Annotated in this window: 14 protein-coding genes; 8 read left to right on the top strand and 6 right to left on the bottom strand. The window is 39.5% G+C overall.

The genetic code is table 11. From position 1 onward, the window contains the following. Nucleotides 1-62: 62 nt before the first annotated feature. From ACFE6N_RS21310 to ACFE6N_RS21325, 4 genes are all read right to left on the bottom strand, one after another. Nucleotides 63-794 (bottom strand): intradiol ring-cleavage dioxygenase, encoded by a 732-nt coding sequence (locus tag ACFE6N_RS21310; protein ID WP_378939861.1) that lies wholly within the window; start codon nucleotides 792-794, stop codon nucleotides 63-65. 114 nt (nucleotides 795-908) lie between these two features. Then, the gene (locus tag ACFE6N_RS21315; protein ID WP_378939862.1) at nucleotides 909-1,628 is read right to left on the bottom strand and encodes a LytR/AlgR family response regulator transcription factor; all 720 of its coding nucleotides are present in this window, start codon (nucleotides 1,626-1,628) and stop codon (nucleotides 909-911) included. Beyond that, on the bottom strand, nucleotides 1,628-2,407 hold the full coding sequence (locus ACFE6N_RS21320) for a sensor histidine kinase (RefSeq protein ID WP_378939864.1): 780 nt from the start codon (nucleotides 2,405-2,407) through the stop codon (nucleotides 1,628-1,630). Before ACFE6N_RS21320 ends, ACFE6N_RS21315 begins: the two co-directional genes overlap by 1 nt. Nucleotides 2,408-3,304: 897 nt before the next feature. Continuing rightward, a complete protein-coding gene (locus tag ACFE6N_RS21325) occupies nucleotides 3,305-4,108 on the bottom strand; it encodes a phage integrase SAM-like domain-containing protein (RefSeq protein WP_378939866.1) in 804 nt (267 codons plus the stop codon). 620 nt (nucleotides 4,109-4,728) lie between these two features. On the opposite strand from ACFE6N_RS21325, the gene ACFE6N_RS21330 reads away from it, so the two are divergent. From ACFE6N_RS21330 to ACFE6N_RS21365, 8 genes are all read left to right on the top strand, one after another. Further along, complete coding sequence (locus ACFE6N_RS21330) at nucleotides 4,729-6,288, top strand: DUF6119 family protein (protein WP_378939868.1); 1,560 nt, start codon at nucleotides 4,729-4,731, stop codon at nucleotides 6,286-6,288. Between the two features lie 81 nt (nucleotides 6,289-6,369). Then, nucleotides 6,370-7,752, top strand: a complete 1,383-nt coding sequence (gene dgt / locus ACFE6N_RS21335) for a dGTP triphosphohydrolase (protein ID WP_378939870.1) — start codon at nucleotides 6,370-6,372, stop codon at nucleotides 7,750-7,752. A gap of 4 nt (nucleotides 7,753-7,756) precedes the next feature. Then, nucleotides 7,757-8,566: a hypothetical protein gene (locus ACFE6N_RS21340; protein WP_378939872.1), complete on the top strand. Its 810-nt coding sequence runs from the start codon at nucleotides 7,757-7,759 to the stop codon at nucleotides 8,564-8,566. Between the two features lies 1 nt (nucleotide 8,567). Beyond that, nucleotides 8,568-9,278, top strand: coding sequence for a hypothetical protein (locus tag ACFE6N_RS21345; protein WP_378939874.1), 711 nt, complete (start codon nucleotides 8,568-8,570; stop codon nucleotides 9,276-9,278). Nucleotides 9,279-9,404: 126 nt separating this feature from the next. Next, nucleotides 9,405-9,953, top strand: coding sequence for a TerD family protein (locus ACFE6N_RS21350; RefSeq protein ID WP_378939876.1), 549 nt, complete (start codon nucleotides 9,405-9,407; stop codon nucleotides 9,951-9,953). 193 nt (nucleotides 9,954-10,146) lie between these two features. Then, entirely contained in the window at nucleotides 10,147-11,541 is a 1,395-nt protein-coding gene (locus ACFE6N_RS21355; RefSeq protein WP_378939878.1) for a tellurite resistance TerB C-terminal domain-containing protein, read from the top strand. After that, entirely contained in the window at nucleotides 11,538-12,851 is a 1,314-nt protein-coding gene (locus ACFE6N_RS21360) for an ATP-binding protein (protein WP_378939880.1), read from the top strand. The genes ACFE6N_RS21355 and ACFE6N_RS21360 overlap by 4 nt, the downstream gene beginning before the upstream one ends. Next, nucleotides 12,848-14,977 (top strand): DEAD/DEAH box helicase, encoded by a 2,130-nt coding sequence (locus ACFE6N_RS21365; RefSeq protein ID WP_378939882.1) that lies wholly within the window; start codon nucleotides 12,848-12,850, stop codon nucleotides 14,975-14,977. Before ACFE6N_RS21360 ends, ACFE6N_RS21365 begins: the two co-directional genes overlap by 4 nt. 104 nt (nucleotides 14,978-15,081) lie before the next feature. On the opposite strand, the gene ACFE6N_RS21370 is transcribed toward ACFE6N_RS21365, so the two are convergent. After that, nucleotides 15,082-15,375, bottom strand: coding sequence for a DUF3892 domain-containing protein (locus ACFE6N_RS21370; protein WP_378939884.1), 294 nt, complete (start codon nucleotides 15,373-15,375; stop codon nucleotides 15,082-15,084). Nucleotides 15,376-15,509: 134 nt separating this feature from the next. Then, nucleotides 15,510-16,358 (bottom strand): hypothetical protein, encoded by an 849-nt coding sequence (locus tag ACFE6N_RS21375; protein WP_378939886.1) that lies wholly within the window; start codon nucleotides 16,356-16,358, stop codon nucleotides 15,510-15,512. Between the last annotated feature and the right edge of the window lie 548 nt (nucleotides 16,359-16,906).

The raw sequence follows: 16,906 nt of genomic DNA on the forward strand, positions 1-16,906 counted from the left end.
TGAAAAGACGTCAGGAAAATCTAACGTCCGTAGGTAATCAAAGAGAAATGATATGAACGATATTATGCTTTAACATTCAATTTAAAGGCAAGATCAAAGCCTGTGGCTAATGTTCCGGTCACTTTGGCAATCTGTACCCCTGTTTTATCATCGCTAAATACATTGTCAGCATTATTGTAAGTGTACCCTGTCATTCCTTTATTATATCCATTCACCAGTGCTAAAGATGTTCCGCTACCTTCCGGAAAAGCAATTTGGGTTACATTTAATGATGTTCCTGCCGAATTATAAACATGCACATGAATGTGAGTTGCCCTACCTGTATACCAGCCTGGAAAAATGGTAGTAAAAGTAACCAATCCGTTAGCATCAGTAGTTTGGCGGCCACGTAAAAAATGTACAGATTGATAATTTGTGCTTTGCATGCCGCTACCTCCATATTCTGAATAGTTCCCTTCGGCATCGCAATGCCAGATATCAACAATGGCACCAGCCAACCCAGTACAATTATTGTTTAGATTACCAACCGATATTTTGACTGTCATCTTATAGCCACTACGGCCATCGGTAATGTCGCTGCGTATGTAAGATGCTGGCACTTTGGTTGGGAACGGTCCTTCCGTTTCTGTTGGTGCTACCGTACACGTTCCATTAGTACTATTGATTGTACCTGCCGTTCCCGATCCAAAACTGTCGGTAGTTTCGGCTATGCCGCTTTTTTTGCAGGCGTCAATAATTACAGGGGTGGAAAATGCCCCAATCATTAAACTCCTGATAAAATTTTTTCTTTCCATACTGATATCTGCTTGTTAGTGATGGAGCTAATCTAGAAACACATTCTGTGTTAGGCAAATATGTGCCGATAGAGAAGGGATTTGTATCGGTGAAATCAAGTTTGTTAAAATATGTTAAGCATTCTGGCGACCTTTTTTCCATTCATTCATCAGTGCCGTGTAACTGTTACTAACCGGCAATATATCACCAGTAATCAGTTCGATTTTTCGCTTATGTATGACTTTAATTTTTTTTATCGATACTATAAAACTTCTATGAATACGCTGAAAATGCTCAGCTGGCAGCTTTTCCATCATTTTTTTTAGTGGCATTAAAGTTAAAATCATTTTCTCATCTTTTAAATGGATTTTGACGTAGTCTTCCAGACTTTCGATAAATAAAATATCAGAAAAGTCAACCTTAATCAGCTTGTATTCGGAGTACACGAAAATGCTTTCTACCAGTTCATGAACTTGTTTTTCATTTTGATAGCGATGAGATTCTTTTGCTTTGCTTACCGCTTTTTTAAATCGCAGGTAATCTATTGGTTTAAGCAGATAATCGATAGCTTCAAGCTCAAAGCCTTCAAAAGCAAAATTTTTATAAGCGGTAGTAAAAATCAACATAGGCTTATGTCTTAAAGATTTAAATAATTCGATACCAGTCATATCAGGCATATTTATATCTAAAAAAAGAAGGTCTATTTTGGAACTGTTTAAATATTCCAAGGCTGCAATTGCATCTTCGAACACGCCGGAAACTTCTAAATCAGGAGAGGCTTCAATGTAATTTTTAATCAGAACAGCTGCCAAAGGTTCATCATCAACAATTACGCATTTTAGAGTTTTGCCCATTATAATTGAATGCTTAAATTAACAGTATACCAGTTTATATCGTGGTTGACATTTAACACATGCATGTTTTTATAAATATAATTTAGTCTTCGTCTGGTATTTTCCAAACCGATACCGCTGCGTTCCGTATTGGTTTTATCAGGATGCATGGTGTTTTGGCAAAATAAGTTCAATGAGTTTTGTTCGCAGAAAACTTTGATGACCAGTTTGTTGCTCCTGTGATTGCTAATGCCGTATTTAAAAGCATTTTCCACAAAGGCCATTAATATCAAAGGTGCAATTTTTTGCTTTTCACAATCTCCTTCCACCTCAAATAATAATGTTGTTTTTTGAGTAAGTCTCAATTTTTGTAAATCAATAAAATCGGCAAGACAATTCAGTTCTTTCTGTAAACTTACAAAATCGTTTCCAGCCTCATCGGTTATATATCTCATGATATTCGAAAGTTTCATTATTGATGGTGCTGTATTTTTATCATTTATAATAGCAAGTGTATAAATATTGTTTAAGGTATTGAATAAGAAGTGCGGATTTACCTGTGCTTTTAAGAAGGATAGTTGGGCTTGTGTTTTCTCGGATTCGGCAACAAGTGCCCTTTGCCTGCTTAAGTTTAACTGCTTATTTGTTTCTTTGGTGAAACTGATGATAATGGTCAGAAAAAAAAGAAAAACACTTACCACATCAATCCATGGACCACTATCACCGTCTCCGCTTTTAAATGGTGGTTTAAGTGGCGTTTTCTCCCTAGGAAAAATGAGTGTTTGGTCAGAATGCCTCATAGGTTGGTCTATCCGGAAATCATGAGGTGAAAAATTTTGTTTCTGATTGATAAATTTATCAAAGGGTCTTTGCCAAAGAACAACTGCCAGGATAGCCAACAGACCTAATAGATATAGAGAGTGACGTGACTTACTGTACAGTACTGGAAATAGATAAAATGTGTGCAGAAAATAAATTGAAATAAAAATCAGACAAAAATGGAGATATTGGGATAAGCCAAATACTGTCGTGATGTATTTAATGTTTTGATCTATAATCAGAAGCGGCAGACTTAACAAAAATATTGAGGCAATGATTTCAATAATTGTTTTAAAATTAAATTTCTTAAGCATAAATCAAGTTAAGCTATAGTATATTTCGGCAAGTACAGGTAAGTTACACTTTTGCCTGGTCGATTTACACCTTTTGTTGAAGAAATTAAGTTATACAATTTATTCTTCCAAAATTTTCGAAAACTGCCTATTTCAATCAATTCGTTCACAAAATGGTTTGAATTACGCACCGTCAATGACCTGAACGTTATACATAATAATTTTAATGTGTGCCTTTTCTTTAGTTAGAAGATAGTCTTCTCAAAGCACTATAGTTAAAAATTACCTTGAGGAGTAAATTGGATTTTAAATAACTTTTCTTTGCTGTAATCCCTCAGTAATTTTGTCTAAGCCTCAGGTAGCGCTCTAACTGTTTGAAATATATCTTGCGATTCGTGATTTATTTTTATCGAAATTAAAAAAGTAAAAAGCATCTTGAATATTTAAAAAGCTGATATCAAAAATTTCAATAATCAAACCGCCTTAGTTCACCTCGTTCATCAAATATTATGCTATTGGCTCGTTAATCTTTTTCCAATCCGACTTTTCTTTATCCTGGCATATCTCTGGGTCGTTCGAATATTTTTATGACCTGGCATTTTGCTTACGTCTTTCCAATGGAAATTGAAGTAAATTCAGCATCATATCTGCAAAAGTATGACGCGCAAGGTGGCTATTTAATGTCCTTCCGATATCACATAAATCAGAAAGTTCCTTTAGATATGAATTGTACCTAAAATTACTGTTAATGGGTATTAAGCGATTATATATCTTGCAATATGGCGCATTTTCGTATTTCAAAATCAACTCATAGACAATCGGTAAAACTGGAACCATTTCTGTTACCTTCGTTTTTCCACGCTCTTTTACCAGCCATTTTTCTTTGTCTGATCCCACATATACGATATGGTCTTTGCTAAGGTTATAGATATCTTGATAGGCAAAACCTGGGAAGCATAGGAAAATGAATGCATCTCTGACCTTTACCAGACGATCAATTGTAAGTTTCTTACGCCATATCTTTTCAATCTCTGAGATTTCAAGAGGTATTATCTCTGGATCTTCCGAACCACACTTGAATTTTTCAATAGGATTTTTTAATATCCATTGATTTGCTTCAGCTGTATTTAATAACTGTTTTAAGTTTTTAATCTGCTTCATTGCAGCAGCATCTTTTAATAATGGAGATCTCTCTAGAATAAGGTAATTATAAAATTTCTGAGCAAAAGAATGTTCAATATCTGATAAATTAATATCATCCATCCTTAATTCCTCTTTTAGGAATTCTGCAATCTTCTTCTCAGTGGCCTTCCATTGTTTTAAGGTTTCTTTTGACCTCAAAGCCTTTTCAACTAGCCCTCCAAATTCCTCAATATGGAAATTGACCAATTCCTATAATGAAGGAACCTTGTTCAGATTATTCGATTTGATCTTTCCTTTGCTTACAATCGCAATATTTTTGTATGAATTTTTCAGCATTGATGGACTGATGAATTCATACTTGGTTTTTATAACTGTAAAGTTGACTTCCAAAACACTGCTGATTCGATTGTGTTCAGCATTGATTTTCTTAGCGTTGCCATCAATAGAAATTCTACATCCAAAATCCAATAGCATAATTTATGAAAAGAAACTCGTTGATTATTGCTGTGCCGTTATCCGGTTATGAGAAAAGTGGATTAATCCTATTGTTAAACGGCTGGTCAAAAAGGTATTATATCTGGTGTAAAATTATCTCAAAGTTATTCTAAAAATTATGTGTTCTAAGGATTGCGATAAATAATATTTGGATAGGGGAAACCGTAATACTGGTTAACATAATACCACTAGATTTACTTATTCTATCTCGAGTTCAGATTGAAAGATATGAAACAAGCATCATAAGAAACATTAGAGAACTCAGAACAGCATCGAATTTAGTCATCGATACTCATGATTGAGTATTTGAATGGTTTGAGATAGCTCGATAGATTTTAACAACTATATTGACCACTAATTTGACGTTCATAATGAAGTTAACCACGAGATTGGGTAAATCTGGACTAAAAATCAAAGATTTACTTAAAACAAATCATGGGCTGCAAGGCCCCTTTAAAAACTGGGACAAAATAGAGGGATCAGAGCTTTATTATGGACAATCCTATGGCGGTGAGCCAAGTTGGAAGGTCTTTCTAGAATCTGGGACAACCGAGCCAATTCCCGAACTTAGGAATCAGGGGGTAGCTGCCCTGCTATTTATACCTATCGGTAATCGCTATCTCATTTATATGTTCGGTTATGGTCACAGCGATCTGATCGAAGGAAAAACTGAATGGGATTTTGGCGTAAAAGTAGTTATCAATACCATTAAAGGAGATGCAATCCGAAGTCTTGATTCGAAATCGCTCGGACGTAAGGCCAAGACCAAGCGAGTTCAGTTGGGAAGTCAGGGCAGCATTGCCGAATTTGATCTAGACATCATGAATGATCTTGTAAGCCAAATATCTGGAGTATCTGTTGATACTGACTTTGCAAAAGGTATAGTTGGAAGTGAAAGTCTTATGATGACTGTTGATATGGATGGATCATCAATTAGAAAGAAGAGCCAGCAGATCTTAAAACGATACTCGCTCACTACGTATAAGACAAACTTTGAATGGATAGATTTCATATCTCCAGTGAAAGATCGTGCACTTATCGAGAAACTTGACAAAGAGTTGGCAGATAAGCTCAGTGATGCAATAACGAACCAAGATTATGATGCGTTTGTGATTTCTTATCCAGAAATAATTAACGATTTCGCAATTGACCACGTTGCTTATGGAGGATTTGGGTCATTTGGCGAATTTGATTATCCGGATATCTCAGAGTTCATTGACGACTACCGTAAAGCTGGGTATCTCAAACTAGAACATGAATTGGATAGACTCCAGATGAATCTCTACGATGACACCGATACAATAAAGAGACCGTATTCAATTTATCGCAGTTTATCTTCAGAATTGGAATACTCTGGGGACTATTATGTGTTCTCCAATGGCATCTGGTTCAAGCTTGATAAATCTTACTATGAGAGTGTAAACAAATTTTTCGATAAGCTCATTATTAGCACAACTGAATTTGATGGAACTGGACAGACTTTTCATGGCACAGAGCCACCCTACCTGAAACATTTTGCTTCTAAGGGTTATGAGGTATTGGATCAGATATTCTATAAAAAAGCAGGAGAAAAGATTGAAATGGCAGATATCGTAGGTGACAACTTAGAGATCGTACATGTAAAAGCAGGGACAGGTTCGGCCAAGCTGAGTCATCTTTTTAATCAAGGATTGGTTTCGGCAAGGTTGATGCTTAACGATGTAGGCTTTCGCCAGGAATTTAAGAAAGCTATACACGACACCAAAATAAGAAGTGTGTACAACGTCAAAAAGTTTTATCCAGAAGAGGTAACCATTGTTTTCAGGATACTCAAAAGCGGTAAGAAATTCAAAGTGCCTTTTTTTTCCAAAATAACACTTTATGATACATATCAGAAGATCACTGCTATGGGGTATAAGTTTAGGTTGGATTGGGTTAAAATTGGACTATAGTGAACATATTCTAACTAGATTAGTTCTGCTTTGCCGTTGAAAACTTGATCAAATAAATTAACACAATAAATATAAAAATAGATGGGTAATACGTGGGAGATCTTACTAGATCCCAAAACTTTTAGAGTAAGGAGTCAAACAATAGATAGCGACGGGAGGGATCCCTTCGAAAGTGATTACGGAAGATTGATTTCGAGTTCGGCAGTAAGAAGATTGCAGGATAAAACACAGGTTTTTCCGTTGGAAAAGAGTGATTTTATTCGCACGAGGCTTACACACTCAATGGAAGTGTCTTCAATTGGCAGATCAATTGGGAAAAGTATCGAGAAATATCTCTTTGAAAATAATAAACTCGATCAATTTAAATACAGTGGGCATTTAAGTTCCCTATTGTCGACAATCGGTCTTATTCATGATATCGGCAATCCACCTTTTGGACATTTTGGTGAATCTGCAATACAGTCCTTTTTTAATACATACTTTGAAAACTCGGATAATAGAAATGGCTGGAACGATCAAGAAATAGCAGATCTCACAAACTTTGATGGTAATGTGCAAACTTTTCGCATCTTACGCAAGCTACAGTTTTTAGTAGATGAATTCAGTTACAATCTCACTTTTCCAACATTGGCGGGTATTATAAAATATCCAAAATCCTCTATTGACGGCAATAAAGGGAAAACAACTGATGTTTCAGAGAAGAAATTTGGATATTTTGTCTCAGAAACGGACGACTTTCTAGCCATTGACAGTCATCTGAAACTCAATGGCAAGCGGCACCCGATTACTTTTCTCCTGGAAGCGGCCGATGACATTGCTTATTCGGCAGCGGATATAGAAGATGGTGTAAAGGTTGGAAATCTAAGTTTTGAACTGATTCGGGAAGTTTTTGAAAAACACTTAAACAGGCATGATCCAGACGAGGGACGACTTTTAAATGATTTGGAAAAATTTCATACAGACTACCGTAACCTACCCTCAGACAGATTAAATCTTACTGTTCAGCGGTTTAGAATTAGTGCCCAAGGTTTTATGATAGGCTCAATAGTAAAGGAGTTTACAGAGAACTATGACGATATAATGGATGGAAATTATAAAAGTGAATTAATTAACCGATCAAAAGCAAATAATGTACGAAATGCATTTAAGGATCTTTCATATCATGTTTTTAAAAACAGACGTATTGTAGAGACAGAAATTGCCGGTTGGGAAATCATTTATGGCCTTTTGGATGTGTTTATCACAGCGGCAAAGAGTCCAAAGTTTAAAGATTCAGGGAATTCAAAAGAGTCCCGATTATTTAATTTAATTTCGTCAAGCTATAGGCACATATATCTTAACTTTAATCATTACAACAGAAATGAGGAGTATAGCAAATTTCAGCTTGTAGTAGATTTTATTAGCGGTATGACGGATTCCTACGCACTGGCGCTCTTTCAAAAACTGAAAGGAATTAAAATATAGAAAAATGTTGCAGAAAATTGAGGAGATAAATGAATTTAAAGATCGGTTCAAGCTAAAGTTCGATGTTTTTAGATTGACTAATTATGCTTTTAACGATTTTCTTATGGAAATATTGGCTAATGGTACAGCCTATGTCGTAGGAGGATTTCTTAGGGATATCGCCAATGGCTCTTTATCTCGGGATCTTGATATGATGGTTGATATTGATCAGGAACTACTTGAGGATATACTCAAAAGATCGCAACTTAAATATAAATTCAACAGGATGTCCGGCGTTAAAATAAGTCTGCTTGATAGTGAGGTCGATCTCTGGACGATCGATAACAATTGGGCATTTAGAACTGATGTAGTTAACAGGAATGAGAATTATATTATAGAAAGAATAGCAGACGGCTGTTTTTTTAACTATGATTCTCTTGTGATAAATGTAAACAAGGGGAATTTTATACACGTGAGAAATTACAACGAATGCGTTACGGAAAAGACATTAGATATTCTAAGAAAAAATGATTTGTACAAAAAGAAAAATCCTACTGTTGAGGCAAATATCTTGAGAGCATTTTTTTTAGCTAAAAAATTTGAGTTGTCATTTTCTGAAAATTGTACCACATACCTCGCACGCTCAATAATCAATTTAAAGCTGCAACATGGTTCCCTGTTTAGAAGGCTTGAGACCTTTCTTGAAAAATACCCCAAGTATAGTTCAGTTATTTCGATAGATGACGTAGCCACTATGTCTGAAAGTGCCATTAAGGATAGCCGAATCATCGAAGACAGAAAAAGCATCGACAATCAGCAGAAATTCAATTTTTAGGATGAGATTAGATAATAATTTTGTGTATAGGTTTCTTGGTGAGCAAGGAATTACTCATCTCCACCATGCCAATACACTTGCCACATCGCAGTCTTTTTTAAATAACGGTGGACTTTACTCTAGGGGATTGATCGAAAAGTCGGGCCTATATCAGACTGTTCAGGATTCGGATAAGGATGACAAGGATAACGACGTATGGGAAGATGTTTTTTTTGACACCACAGATTTGCATGGACTTTTTCCTAGGCAGAATCTTTATGGTCCAGTACTTTTTAAATATCATTTCAGTCTACTATTGGAGGAAGATCTAGAAATTTTCATTACAAAAAATAACCCTATATTTTGGAAGCCTGATACGCCATATGAAGAGAAATACTTTATCAGTATTGATGATCTTACAGAGAAGTGGGATAAATATCAGAGTCATAGAAAGATGGTAACTTTGCGAAAACCGACTGCTCCTATTCCTTTTGAGCACTTGGAAGAAATAATATTGGATAACCCAAATGTGGTGATATACGATGACACCGAACTTTATACTGTGGCAAATGAGGAATTATTGAATCTCCCAGATAGGAGGTTGGCTGGGATGGTCCGTACTAGAAACTGTGGATATTGCTTTTGCAGGTCGAATTATCTTAACCAGTATCCAGCCAACAAACTGTCCAGATTCTTTCTTCCTACCAAACATCCCCGTTTTTCAACTACATAATCAACTATCAAAGAAATAGGTGTATTTTCTAATTGGAAATCACAGCCTGAGGCTTATCGCGTAGGCTAGTAATAGTTCCAATTTCAGCCCCAACTAATCAATTATTAAGGCAAAAATTTAATTTATATGGCAATCAATCTACAAAAAGGACAACGGGAGAATTTAACGGCACCGAAATTTACAATCGGACTAGGCTGGGATACCAACAGCTTTGGCGGCAATGATTTTGATTTAGACGCGTCGGTATTTATGCTGGGCGAAAACAAAAAGCTGGTCAGCGATGAGCATTTTATATTCTATAACAATTTAACTTCTCCTGATGGGGCTTTGGTGCATACCGGGGACAACCTGACGGGCGAGGGCGATGGGGACGATGAGGCGATTAACGTGGACTTATCGATTGTCAGTCCTGTAGTGAGCGAACTGTGTATCGTGGTGACCATCCACGAAGCTGAGGCGCGTAGGCAGAATTTTGGCCAGGTACGCAATTCATTTGTGCGTATTGTGGACAAGGATGGTGTGGAAGTACTGAAGTACGAGCTTGAAGAGGATTTCTCGATCGAAACTGCTGTTGAATTCGGAAGGATTTACCGCCGTAACGGGGAGTGGAGGTTTGAAGCTGTTGGCGTGGGCATGAAGGGCGGTCTTCAGGAATATATCAACAGGTATCAGTAATAGATGCTATTAAGCTTACCTGGACAGGAGAATGGTGGCTACCCGATAATGCCAGAGGCAATAAGATAACAATGGATTTGATTTGGAAATACAGGTTTAAGTTGGTTATATTAGTGGCTATAGCAGTGCCTGATATTTTTAATATTTGTGTGGCTGCCGTATGCTAAATTAAGGACTCTTATCAATAACATTCATGGATTCATCTATAATCGACGTAACCGGTGCAGGCGAACGGATTTCATTTTCCCATACGGATTATGATACCAGTAGGGTGGACAGGTTGGGGGACGAATACCAAAAACAGTTAAACCTGAATGACCAGCAGGTTCATATCCTGAACCAGTTATGGTATCCCAGTAACAATTTCAGCAGTATCCCGTTCTGCAGGTCACAGATCGTTAAGCTTTTTGTACTTATCCTGGATGATCTGTCTTACAAATACCAAAAGCAGGGTACGGCCATTGAAGTGGAGTTTAATACCGTAGCGGACCTGATGACGCGAAGCCGTGTCAAACATGGCCTTAATGATTATAGCTATAAACATACCATGTTATCCTCGCTGACGGATATCCATTATAATATTTTTAAACATGCTGAAAATGCACTCCGGATCCATTATGGCCATACCAGAAAGATCAATACCGATCCGGATGTAAGCGATGAAGAGGTTTTAACGGAGTATCACCTCAGGATCACCAATAAACTCTCACAGGTATTGCAGATCTGGATCCCTAGGGTCGATATGCCAGACAGGAAAACCGAACGGTTATTATACGGCCAGAGTCCTGGCAGATGGAGGCAATCTTTTGAGCGGATCAGTAAGGAGTTTAGAAACAATATGGCCCGATATATGGACCTTGTGATGGATCTTGCCGAACTGAACAGTTCCAACCCGTCACTGGAAATGATCTACTATGAGGCGTCCAAAGATATTTCTTCAGTGGATCCGCAGGCTGCATTGACCTTATATATCTATTATATCCATGCTGATCTGCTGTCCGATACTTTCGACAACCGCCCTTTGAACAAAAGCAATATCAAAAAGCTGTTTAAAACAGATGAGCAGCTACATGATTTTCAGGTGGTGATCGAAAACCTGGTTGCCAGTAAGGATCTGGGGCAGGCACTTGCGGCTGTTTCTACCGTACTGCTGCCCAAACGCAAGAAAATTTCGCTTAATGCTGATGCGATCGAAGTGATCAAACAAAGGCATTCAGGTACTGTCGAACTGTTGAACAAATACCTGCAGGAGGACGAAGGGCCTATTGCTGTAGAACAGGTTCCGTTGGTAGTGGATATGCCAGAACCTCTAATGTCAGCTCCAGGTGGAACAGCGGCAATTTTTACTGCAGATGTCAATCTTTCTGCAGTCCAAAGCGATATCCTGATGCATTTTAGCAGGAACAATTACGCCGTCCCGCAGTGTGAGATTGAGCAGATGGCAAAGGAAAGGGGCGTTTTTAAAAACCAGCTCATAGACAGTATCAATGAAGCCTGTTATGATTATATAGGTGATGTGCTGATTGAAGAGGAAGAAGACAATTACGTGATTTACGAACATTATTATGAAAATATTTTAGCAAAATGATAGAGAATCTAAAACCCAAAGAGGCTACCGCGATCATCAATTCGCTGATCGGCGGGGTAGTCCCAAAGATTGGGATACAACATATTACAGTGGGAAGGTCTGAGGAGATCGATGCGGTCGTGGCAGCACTGGAAGATGTGAAAAACGGGCATAGCATGGTCAAGTTCTGGATAGGGGATTTCGGTTCCGGAAAATCTTTTATCCTGCATCTGCTTAACACGGTTGCGCTAAAACAGAAATTCGTGGTGGCCAAAGCCGATTTTACCCCGGACAATAGATTGTATGCAAACGATGGGAAAGGACTTGCGCTATATTCCGCCATCATGGACAATATCTCGATCCAGACTAAACCGGAGGGCGGTGCATTGCCGACGCTGCTGGAGAAATGGATTGAGCAGGTATTGACAAAAACAGCTGAGGAAAACCAGCTGCCCTTACATTCGATACGGGATGAGGCCAATCTGCCACTGGTACAGAATGCGATCATGAAAACGATCAATGAGCTTTCTGATGCTGGTGGATTTGACTTTGGTACGGTGGTGCTCAAATATTACCAAGCTTATATCTCAGGGGATGATATGCTCAGAAGGAGCGCGCTGAAATGGTTAAAAGGGGAATATTCGACAAGGACCGAGGCAAGACAGGATCTGGGCGTGCGCGAGATCATTAATGATTTAAACTACTATGATATGCTCAAAAACTTTACCCGGTTATTTGTGAGTATGGGCTATAGCGGCTTTATGATCAATCTAGATGAGGCAATCAATCTTTACAAGATCTCCACGGCTGCCATGCGGGAAAAGAACTATGAAAAGATCCTGAGTATTTACAATGATTGTTTCCAGGGAAAGGTGTCCAACCTGTTTTTCAACTTTGCGGGTACTTTTGAATTCCTGCAGAATGAGCGCAGGGGGCTGTTCAGCTACAATGCATTAAAGACAAGGCTCGAGACAAATAAGTTTGAGACTGCCGGAATCAGGGATTTTGCCCAGCCGGTGATCAGGTTATTGCCACTGGATAACAATGAGATATTCGTACTGCTTAAAAAACTTAAGCTGATCTTTGATTTCAACTATAAAACTGAAATCAATATCAATGACGATGATATCCTGAGTTTCATGGAAGAAATGTTCAATAAACCTGGCGCTGATGAATTTTTGACGCCAAGGGAAGTGATCCGTGATTTTCTGAACATACTGAATATATTGCGGCAGAATCCGGACCTGGATAAAAATCGTCTGTTTTCACAGGTGCAGATTTCTGATGAAAGACCTGATGATCTCATTTTGGACGGAATCGAGGAACTGTGACAGCATTCGAGCTATTGTCGCCAGCGGTAAGAAAGTTTGTAAGGGACAAACGCTGGGAGGGTTTCCGTGATATCCAGTCGGCTGCGATCAAAAAGATCATGGGCGACAATGGACATTATATACTGGCATCCAGGACCGCTTCGGGAAAGACCGAGGCAGCCTTTCTTCCGATATTGTCCAAAGTGGATTTCAATCAAAGCGGAGTTGCTGTGCTTTATATTTCGCCGCTCATTGCGCTGATAAACGATCAGTTCATGAGGGTGGAAGACCTATGCAGTGATATGGAGATAGCGGTAACCAAATGGCATGGTGAGGCGAGCAGGTCACTTAAGGGGAAACTGCTCAAGGATCCGCAGGGCGTGGTACTTATTACCCCTGAATCTCTGGAGGCGATGTTTGTCAACAAACCTTACGATGTCAAAAACCTTTTTTCCAATCTAAAATATGTAGTGATCGATGAAATCCATTCTTTTATCGGATCTGACAGGGGCGTTCATTTAAAATCGCTGCTGTCCAGGTTGCAGGATATTAATTCCGTTGGCTTCTCCGTTGTCGGTTTGTCGGCAACTTTGGGTGATTTTTCGGAAGCTAAGAAGTTTACCGGGAAGCCTGAAAAGACCATTGTTTTACGGGATCCGACTTCGAAAGATCTTGACACCACTTTTAAATATTTTGAACAGGGAGGAATGAGTTTACCACTGGAACTTCTAAAGGATCTTTACAGGGAAACCAGGGATTCAAAGGTATTGGTATTTCCCAATAGTAGGGGAAGGGCCGAGGAGGTTGCGGTGAGCCTGATGAAATTATCTGGGCGTGTTGGTGGCCATGCGAATTATTTTTCACACCATTCATCCGTTGATAAACAGGTAAGGGAATATGTAGAGGAGTTTGCGAAAAGCAAGGTGCGTAGGAATTTTACCATTGCCTGTACCTCCACGCTTGAACTTGGGATTGATATCGGCTCGGTCGACCAGGTGGTGCAGCTTGATGCAGCTCATAGCATTGCCTCGCTCATCCAGCGTGTGGGCAGAAGTGGACGCAGGGAAGGGGCGAAAAGCAGGCTTTTATTGTATGCAACAAGTCCATGGAGCCTGTTGCAATCGCTTGCAGGCTGGCTTTTATATCTGGAAGGTTTTATCGAGCCGCCTGAAATCATTGACTATTCCTATGATATCCTGCTCCACCAGGCGCTTTCGATCACAAAGGAACGTTTGGGGATCACAAAAAAAGAGCTGATCCGAAATTTAAAATCTAACTACGCTTTTGAACTGATCGAAGAGTCTGCAATCCTTGAGATTATAGAACAGCTGATTGCCATTGATTTTCTGGAAGAGCTTGGAAAAGAACTTATCATTGGGATAGAGGGAGAAAAGATTGTTAACGGGCGTGATTTTTATACTGTGTTTAATGCACAGAGTTATTATAAGGTACTCAGTTCCGGAACTGGTATCGGTCAGATCCCTATGACAGCACAGGTACGCGAAAATGAGAATATTTTGCTGGCAGCCAAGATCTGGAAGATCAGGTTTGTTGATCATGAAGCAAAAAAAATCGAGGTTGTGCCGGCAAACGATGGCAGGAAACCGTTGTTTTTTGGTGAAGGTGGGGATGTACATCCGCGGATCCGAGAAAAGATGATGGAAATTCTTTTCAGCAAGGAGATATATCCCATGCTTGATGAAAACAGTGCTAAAGAGATCGGGAAATTAAGGGCAGAATTCAGTGTTTTTCCAATTGAGGATCTTGCCCTGCAACGGCCGATGCTTATTGAAGCAAAGGAAATCAGCCTTTATTCATTCACAGGGTCACGCATCAATAGGACGCTTTCTTTCTTTTGGGGCCTGAACGGGGTGGAAGTTCATTTTAATGATGATCAGAGCCGGTTTAAGGTTGAAGGCGCTGTGATGGATACCGGCGATTTCGGTAAGCTGCTTGTTCCCTCATCAGATGATCTGGATTTTCATCTTGAGAATTTTCTATATGCACACCCTGATATATTATCCGGCTCCAAATGGGCAGCTTATCTTCCTGTGAGGTACAGGTTGCGGTTATTAAAACAAAGGTATTTCGATTTTGAGGGAGCTAGTGGTTTTAAGGACATTACCTGGGTAAGCAATAGCCATTAACAGATACAACAATCGTATTAACCTTTTTCACCTGCGGGCATACCGGGCTTGAGGTTAGGTAAGATAATAAAAGGGCTACCGATGGATCGGTAGCCCTTTTTGTTTTAGGCATTTTTACACTGTTGTAAACTTAAAAGGTTATCCTTTTCTGTCCTGTCGGGCACTGTTCTGATATAAGCCCTTCTGCCGATGGGGCGTTCGACTTTAACATAAGCAGTTCCCTGGGGAGTGCTGACATAAAATTCAGATGAATTTGCATCAATACGCTTGATCGTCTCCTCGGTGCTGATGGTAACTTTGGGCTTAAAAGCCGATTCATAATATCCGATTTCTGTAATGTGTTCGGTGGAACTGTTCACGTCTGGCTTGGTAATGCAGACAACTCGATAACTGGCCATGATAATTGATTTATGGTTAAAGATTAAGCTGCAAATTATCCATTAAACTACATTGATAAATACGGTTAACCCTCAAGGCTTTAAATAGTTAATTTTTCTCGGTGCAGCACTTTTAATTAGTTCTGACTGATGGTTTATTTCTTTGCGATGCTATCCTGCTGGGTGATCCCGAAATGATTTCTCAATATGGTCAAAGTCAAAGGTTTTAAGTCCCTGCCTGGGTAAAGGGGATGGGTTCCATCTGCGGTGAAACATTCCGGTTTGGGGTTATCGGTTTTAATGTACCATACTTTTCCAATGGAATAGGTTGTCATGGTGTCGGGTCTGGTGATTTTTTTAAAATGGTTGAGTTTCATGGTATCCAGGGCAATGCTCTGTACACCGAATATCTGTCTGTTACAGTCGATGGCTTCGTAGTGGTCACCGGCCCAGTACATGCATTGCTTACCCGGTAATATTTTCATGAGCAAAAAGGTCATAAGGCCTAGTACGATCAGGGCCAGGGCACTTTCCTTCTGGTATTTTTTGATCAACTGTTTCCAGTTCTTTTTTACAGGGACAGCGGTATTGTCCGGAGTCCCGGGCGGTTGATGAGTATCAGATGAGGGAGGTGAATAGCCAGGTCTTTTAAAAGTGTCAAATCGGAAAGGACGGGGCTGGTAATCGGTCAGCCAGGCCAGGAGTTCAATATTGCGGGGGTGCGAGTCCCTGGTGGGCGCCTGGATAAATTGTTGCACGGGCCTGAAGTTCGGGGTGATAAAGGAATTGATAGCCTCACCAAAATCACCCAGTTTATCGGGGTTTCCAAAAAAATCAATCAGTATTCTTTTGTCCGCTGCATCGTGGTCCCTAGATCCGTAAACCTTTAGGCATTCACTCTTAAGGTTCGCCGGTGTTGGGTTTTTCAGATAAACCGAGGTATCCTCTGATGCCACGACATTTTGATAGTGTTTTACAACAAGTTCTTTGTATTCCTCGAACATTTTTTGATGCGTTAAGAAGTGCAATGTAGGAGAATTTTAGGAATTCCAAAAGCATTTCAAACATTCAATCGGTATTATCGACACGATCGGAATTCTGTGCATGACAGGAGCTTAGGGCGATATACATTTGCATCATCATCCAGTTCAGGAACCGGTCAGCTGCCGGAAGTAACACCAGGAACTGATTGATAAAAACATGAGACCGGCGTACGGTAACCTGGGGTAAAACGGAAAGCTGCCACTCGCCTCCGTACACTGGATCTCAAGCTTTCCAAATTTCAGAAGGCCTTCTGAAAAAATTATAACCGTCCCTGCGAGGGTCGCGGGGACTTGATTTTTCGAAACTTTTAAAATTTAGGAAACCATGTTCTTACCTTATTTTATTGCACTTATTCTGGGCCTAGTGAACCCAGCTGAATCTTCAACTTCTAACTGCCACGGCACCACTCAGGTCAGCAGTGCCGAAAACAGTACTGGTCAGGATGGTACGCCCAATGATGGTGACACAGGTGGTGAGACCGGTCAGACGCCGCCACCGAAGATAGACG

The organism is Pedobacter sp. BG31, from assembly GCF_042464845.1.
Classification (GTDB): domain Bacteria; phylum Bacteroidota; class Bacteroidia; order Sphingobacteriales; family Sphingobacteriaceae; genus Pedobacter; species Pedobacter suwonensis.